This is a genomic window from uncultured Flavobacterium sp., from assembly GCF_963925185.1.
In the GTDB taxonomy this organism is placed as follows: domain Bacteria; phylum Bacteroidota; class Bacteroidia; order Flavobacteriales; family Flavobacteriaceae; genus Flavobacterium.
Genome location: NZ_CAWURC010000015.1, coordinates 1 through 6,169, shown reverse-complemented (window position 1 = coordinate 6,169; position 6,169 = coordinate 1). Strand labels below are relative to the sequence as shown.

Annotated in this window: 6 protein-coding genes; 3 read left to right on the top strand and 3 right to left on the bottom strand. The window is 33.7% G+C overall.

The features are described 5' to 3' along the window. On the top strand, positions 1-950 hold a 950-nt coding region (locus AABM59_RS04375), incomplete at its 5' end, for an endonuclease (RefSeq protein ID WP_338407760.1). Positions 951-1,364: 414 nt separating this feature from the next. Here the strand turns inward: AABM59_RS04375 and AABM59_RS04370 are convergent. Beyond that, positions 1,365-2,744 carry a hypothetical protein gene (locus AABM59_RS04370; protein ID WP_338407759.1) on the bottom strand — a complete coding sequence of 460 codons (1,380 nt, stop codon included), beginning with the start codon at positions 2,742-2,744 and terminating at the stop codon, positions 1,365-1,367. Positions 2,745-2,982: 238 nt separating this feature from the next. Then, positions 2,983-4,389: a tRNA uridine-5-carboxymethylaminomethyl(34) synthesis GTPase MnmE gene (gene mnmE, locus AABM59_RS04365; protein ID WP_338407758.1), complete on the bottom strand. Its 1,407-nt coding sequence runs from the start codon at positions 4,387-4,389 to the stop codon at positions 2,983-2,985. 170 nt (positions 4,390-4,559) lie between these two features. On the opposite strand from mnmE, the gene AABM59_RS04360 reads away from it, so the two are divergent. Together AABM59_RS04360 and AABM59_RS04355 are read left to right on the top strand one after the other, a co-directional pair. Next, positions 4,560-4,769, top strand: a complete 210-nt coding sequence (locus AABM59_RS04360) for a universal stress protein (RefSeq protein ID WP_338407757.1) — start codon at positions 4,560-4,562, stop codon at positions 4,767-4,769. Between the two features lie 24 nt (positions 4,770-4,793). After that, positions 4,794-5,390: a universal stress protein gene (locus AABM59_RS04355; RefSeq protein WP_338407756.1), complete on the top strand. Its 597-nt coding sequence runs from the start codon at positions 4,794-4,796 to the stop codon at positions 5,388-5,390. A gap of 107 nt (positions 5,391-5,497) precedes the next feature. Here the strand turns inward: AABM59_RS04355 and dnaN are convergent. Next, on the bottom strand, positions 5,498-6,169 hold a 672-nt coding region (gene dnaN / locus AABM59_RS04350), incomplete at its 5' end, for a DNA polymerase III subunit beta (RefSeq protein ID WP_338407755.1).

The following is a 6,169-nucleotide window of genomic DNA, read 5'->3' as shown; positions in this document are numbered from 1 at the left end:
TAAAAACTCTATTAACAACCCATATAACAAATACTCATACAACAAATTTACCATACACAGCAACTGGAATAACTGATGTTTGGGATGCGCTATCGCAGACTGATTTAGACCCTAACAATAATAATAATGTTTTACTTGTTTACGGTTATAATGATGTGGATCCCGTTGTTAGGAATCACCGCACCAGAGATAAAAATTTACAATGCCACACTAGTAGTTGTACCGGTCTTTGGGTAAGAGAACATACATTCCCACGCTCTTTAGGTACTCCTAATTTGGGGTATGAAGTTGCGGGTTCAGATGCACATCATTTAAGGGCAATAGATAGCCAAATGAATAGTTCAAGAAGCAATAGAATTTATGACAATGGTTCTGGAAATACAGGGGTATTAGCCAACGGTAATTGGTATCCCGGTGATGAATGGAAAGGCGATGTTGCTAGAATGATGATGTACATGTACGTGAGGTATCCAACACAATGTTTGGCTACCATTGTTGGCGCTGGTAGTACTTCCTATTCCAACTTTGGCGATATGCCAAACCTATTTTTAGATTGGAATGTTCAAGACCCTGTATCACAATATGAGTTAAATAGAAATGCAATTCTTGAAACGATTCAAGGCAATAGAAATCCATTTATAGACAATCCTTACTTGGCTACTAAAATATGGAATGGAACACCAGCAACAGATACTTGGGGATTACTTTCGATTAAGAATGATAATTTAAGTCAATTAATTATTTACCCAACGATTACAAAGGACTATATCTATGTTTCAAATCCAGCAGATAAAACCTATTCGTACTCTATTTTCAATAGCATAGGGCAAGACATAAAATCAAACATCACAACTGATAAAGTTGATGTTTCAAATAATATAAAGGGACTCTACTTTATAAATTTATCAAGTGAGGATCAATCAGAAATTTTTAAAATAATATTAGAATAGACTTTCAATAAGGCAACCTTTATGGTTCGCCTTTTGTATTTAATAATTTTTGAAAACACTCTCTTAGTTTTTGACTAAATCAGTACACTTTTTGCTGACGATTTACACTTACAACTTTTGTTTAGTACAGTTTATTCTCATTCATTTCAAATAGGGAATCACTAGATTAGAACGATTGGGGGCAGGCGTCTGTTTAACCTGATGCTCGATTGCATAGAGTACCTACTTACTTCTTTGAGCCAAATAAAGCATTTTTAACGCGGCTCTTTCCCTTTTTTTATTAACTACGTTGCAAACGCTACGTTTTTTGTCTTTTAATTTATGTTGGTACTCGAAAAAATCGAGTACCAGAGAACTTCGATAAACGAGCGCCAGTATGGTGTTTATTAGCTGTATTATAATTGAATTACCTTTTTAAACCTTTTTCAACAAGTTTGGCAACAACATAATATCTTTAATTCGTTTGTCTTCAGTATTTTTTCTTTCAAGAGTTAGTTCTTTTTCGCTTATTCCCGTTATTTTCGAAACTTTGATTAGTAATCCATTTACTGCTAGCTCTCGTCTTTTTATAGTTGCCGAAAAGGTTTCTGTATTATTTTCAAATAATTGATTCAGTTCGTTTAACGAAACATATTGATCTAAACGCTCTAAAAGATATAATAATACTTTTTTTTCTTTTTCATCAAAACTAATTATTAGTTTTCGTTTATACCAAAAAGAATGTTTTTGTTGGTTATAAATAATTCCTTTAAATGGCTTAAAAAATAATTTTAATGGTTTCCGGAAAAGATAAAGCATCGAAATCACTACCAAGAAAGAGACTGATATAATAGCTAAATAGTTCAAGTCAGGTTCTAAAGGACTAATAAAAACGGAAGTTGATTTTAGTTCTCCTCTAAATTCACCTATATCACTCATATAAAAAAAAGAATTATGTTCCCCTTTATAAACACCCATAATTTTATCCCCTTCAATATAAGAACTCAATATCCCTAAGTAGTTGATACGTTCAAAGATGTTTATTTTATTTGCATAATAGTCAAGTTCAATAAAACTATACTTATTAAATCCACTACCGCCTTTAATTAATTTAACTACATTACGACCTTCATAAACGACACCATCAATCTCGTTATTTATTACATTTTGGTCATAGTTACCTACACAATTCCATTTCATCGTTGGTAAATGCAATTGCCATACCTTATTATCCAATGGCTTAGGACTAGGTATGTTATTATAGTCTTTATTTGTTCCTCCAAAAACATAAAAAGTATCTCCTTTATGATAACTATAAGCCCCTGATCGGGGATCTTGTACTTTTCCCCCATGAGTTTGAACCTCTACCCAATCTTTGGTTTCAAAAATATATTTAGTCAAAATATTTTTTGTTGTAAAAAGTCCGTATCCTCCATAAAAATAAATTTCATTCTTATAAACAAAATGAACCGCTTTAAATTGATTGCGTTGCAAATAGGCATCATTAATCCTAACAATGGAATCATTTCTAAATTCTAAAACAGGACCACAACCATCATGAACTAGATATGTTTTGATTCCAATATTAAAAGGAATGTATTCTTCAAGTTTTCCTGGATATTTAGTATGCTTAAAAGGTGTCTTTATTGGCTTAACTCCTTTATATAATAAGGAATCGTTAATAATTAAAACCGGTTCTTTGGTCTTGGCTTCTCTAAACATGATAAAACTTCCGGCAAATTCTAATTTTTGAGCAATAATGGAATTCGAAAGAAAGCCAAGTAAGAAGAATAAAAAGATAAGTTTTTTGTGCATTTATGTTGGGTTAATAGCTGATAAAATTAATCATAATTTTACTACTAACAATAATAATACTCAATTTTATTCTGTTCAAAATTAGTTGCATTACAATTTCCCTAAACAAGTTAATTTATTTTGAAAATGAATATTTAAATATTTAAACTACCTGGAGAGTTCTATTTCAGGATGAGCGCATTTTTAAACAAAAAAAAGCCCTGTAAAAGGGCTTTGTTAAGGTGTGTTTTTATGGTGCTTACTTCCCGATACAGAAATTAGCAAAAATATTTCCCAAAAGCTCATCATTAGTCACTTGACCGGTAATCATACCAAAATGATACAAAGCTTCTTTTATATCAATGGCCATCAAGTCGCTGGAAAGGTTAGTTTCTAGTGCGTATTTCACTTTCTGTATTTCGTCCAAGGCTTTTAGCAAGGAATCGTAATGACGCGTATTAGTCACAATAGTTTCGTTATTGCGCAAAGCTCCAGTATTTACAAAGGAAAGTAGTTGGTTTTTAAGTTCTTCAATGCCAATACTTTGTTTTGCCGAAATTTTAATGGATAATGGATAATTGATAATGGATAATTTTTCAGCAAGAAGTTTATTTTGTTCTTTATCTAAAAAATCAATTTTATTGATTACAATTACTAAGGGTTTTTGAGGAAACTTATTCTTTATTTTTTCAATTTCAATTTTCAATTTATTTTCATTGTCAATTATCAATTGTAAACTATCAATTAAAAAAAGAACCACCTGTGCTTGTTCTATTTTTTCGAAAGTTTTACGAATTCCAATACTTTCTATAACATCGACGGTTTCTCTTATTCCCGCCGTATCAATAAATCGGAAGCCAATACCGCTAATGACTAATTCATCTTCAATGGTATCTCTGGTCGTTCCAGCAATGTGTGAAACAATAGCGCGTTCCTCGTTCAGCAAAGCATTCAAAAGAGTCGATTTCCCAACATTGGGTTCGCCTACAATGGCCACAGGAATTCCGTTTTTGATTACGTTGCCCACAGCAAAGGAATCAATCAGGCGTTTTAACACAAACTCGATTCGATTCAATAATTCGTGAAATTGGGTTCTGTCAGCAAAGGCTACATCTTCTTCGGCAAAGTCCAATTCCAATTCAATCAGGGAAGCAAAATTCAATAATTCTTCTCTTAGTTTGGCAATTTCGTTAGAGAATCCACCACGCATTTGCTGCATTGCAATTTGATGTGAGGCTTCGTTATCCGAAGAGATTAAATCGGCAACGGCTTCGGCTTGTGACAAATCGAGTTTGCCGTTCAAAAAAGCACGTAAGGTAAATTCCCCGGGAGTTGCCATTCGGCAGCCTTTTCTAAGCAACAATTGAATAATTTGCTGCTGGATATAAGTAGATCCGTGACAGGAAATTTCGATGGTGTTTTCGCCAGTATACGAATTAGGTCCTTTGAAAATGGAAACCAAAACTTCGTCCAATGTTTTGTTGTTGTCAATAATATGTCCCAAGTGCAAGGTGTGGGATTTTTGTTTGGACAAATCCTTTCCCTTGATGGATTGAAAAACAGAATTGCCAATGGCAATTGCATCCTCTCCCGATATCCGAATTATGGCTATTGCTCCAGCTCCCGAAGGCGTGGCGAGAGCAACAATAGAATCTGTGTGTAACATTTTTGTTGGTTCTTGGTAGCAAAGGTAATCAATCTAAATAAGTATCGATTTTAAAATTATTTCAACCATATATTTTAACCATAATTTGTGTAAATACCTGACAGTTATATTTTTAAATAATTATTTTATGACTACCTTTGAGAGACCTATAACTTTAAATCGTAACTAAAATGAAAAAGATACTCTTTCCCACTGATTTTTCTGATGTTGCCGCTAACGCTTTTATTCCCGCTTTGGAATTTGCTAAATTAGTTCAAGCGGAACTTATTTTGTTGCACACATTCGAACTGCCAGTTTACGACAACCAGTTTTTTCCAGAGAACTATAACATCATTTTCGATTCCATTCAATTATCCCAATTTGATATGTTTAAAGAGTGAATTCTTAAACTGTGCGCCATCGCCATGGATCGAAACTTAGCGGATATAAAAATGAGCCATCGCTTAATGGATGGGAACTTGCTTTATAATATTAAAAAATCAATCAAGGAAGACAAAATCGATTTTGTTGTTATGGGAACTTCTGGTGCAACGGGTTGGGAAGCCTTTTTCCTGGGGACTAATACGGGCGCTGTTTTAACCGCTGTTGAGGTGCCAGTTTTAAGAGTTCCATTAGAATCAAAATACAAGAAAATGGAAACCATAGGTTTTACGACCCGCTACAGAGCCAAAGATAAAAAAGCACTTAAAAATGTGCTGAAAATAGCTAAAAAAGCGGATGCAAAAGTAAGGTGTTTGTATGTAAAAACGACTAATTCAGATGTTTCAGAAACTATAATTAAGGATTGGGAAAAGGAGTTTGAAGAGGAACATGTTGTTTTTTCAGTGATTCCTAGCGATGATGTGAAAGGAACAATTATAGACTTTATCTTATTCAAAGATATTGATGTGCTGGCAATGAATACTTACAAAAGAAATTTTTTTGTGGAATTGTTTAATCCAAGTCTTGTTCAAAAATTCTCGAATAGATTAGACATTCCAGTGCTAGCAATGCACAAATAAAAAAAGCCGTTCCTAATTTCAGAAACGGCTTTTATAAAAACTATGGTGTTTGAGTCCAGAGTGGTTTATTACGATTTAAAATCGTATTTCGTATACCAAATCAAATATTAATTGTTGAGCATTACAGGCATCACAAGCATTGTCACGGTTTCACCTTCTTCTAATCCGTCAACTGGAGTTAGTATTCCGGCTCTGTTTGGCAAAGACATTTCAAGCATAATCATATCCGATTGCAGGTTAGTCAACATTTCGGTAAGAAAACGGGAGTTGTACCCAATTTGCATATCGTCACCTTGATAATCACAAGTCAATCGTTCTTCGGCTTTATTGGAGTAATCTATATCTTCAGCAGAAATATTCAATTCGGCTCCTGCAATTTTCAACCGAATTTGGTGTGTAGTTTTGTTAGAGAAAATCGCAACACGACGAACAGAACTCAAAAATTGAGAACGATCAATCATCAATTTATTAGGGTTTTCTTTTGGAATAACCGCTTCGTAGTTTGGATATTTTCCATCAATTAAACGACACATTAAAATGTAATTATCGAAAGAAAAAGTGGCATTCGAATCGTTGTATTCAATTTTTACTTCGGTATCAGAAGCGCCTAAAATTCCTTTTAAAATAGTCAAAGGTTTCTTTGGCATAATAAAATCAGCTACTTGCGAAGCCGATACATCGGTACGAGCATATTTTACTAATTTGTGAGCATCAGTGGCTACAAATGTTAATCCTTGTGGAGAAAACTGGAAGAAAACGCCAGACATTACCGGACGCAA